This window comes from Cognatundibacterium luofuense (assembly GCF_018139685.1).
In the GTDB taxonomy this organism is placed as follows: Bacteria; Pseudomonadota; Gammaproteobacteria; order Burkholderiales; family Burkholderiaceae_D; genus Undibacterium; species Undibacterium luofuense.
In genome coordinates this window covers 1-353 of sequence record NZ_JAGSPN010000328.1, presented here as the reverse complement: position 1 = coordinate 353, position 353 = coordinate 1, and the positions used below count along the sequence as shown (strand labels likewise).

Sequence of the window (353 nt, the reverse complement as noted above, 5' to 3'; positions counted from 1 at the left end):
AGAATCTATTGCCGGCAAGATTGGCTGCACTGCAGAGACATTACGTCGCTGGGTACGTCAGCATGAAACCGATACAGGGCTTCGGAACGGTGTGACGAGTGCAGAACAGGAGCGCATTCGTGCACTGAGAACGCGAAGTCAAAGAACTGCGCAAAACAAACGAAATTCTGAGGCTGGCAAGTGCTTTTTTCGCGCAGGCGGAGCTCGACCGCCACCGAAAGTAGTCAGCGCATTTATTGATCAGCACCGTGCAATGTACGGGGCCGAGCCGATTTGCAAAGCATTGCAAGTCGCCCCGCCGCGGTACTGGCGCACTGCGGCACAAGCCAGAAATCCGGCATTGCGTTGTGCAC

The 353-nt window shown here is 55.5% G+C and carries 1 pseudogene and 1 other annotated feature; the pseudogene reads left to right on the top strand.

Going from position 1 to position 353, the window contains the following annotated elements:
* Positions 1-353, top strand: a pseudogene (locus KDM89_RS23140) (transposase); the annotation flags it as partial.
* Positions 182-298, top strand: a sequence feature (AL1L pseudoknot). Its footprint overlaps the pseudogene before it by 117 nt.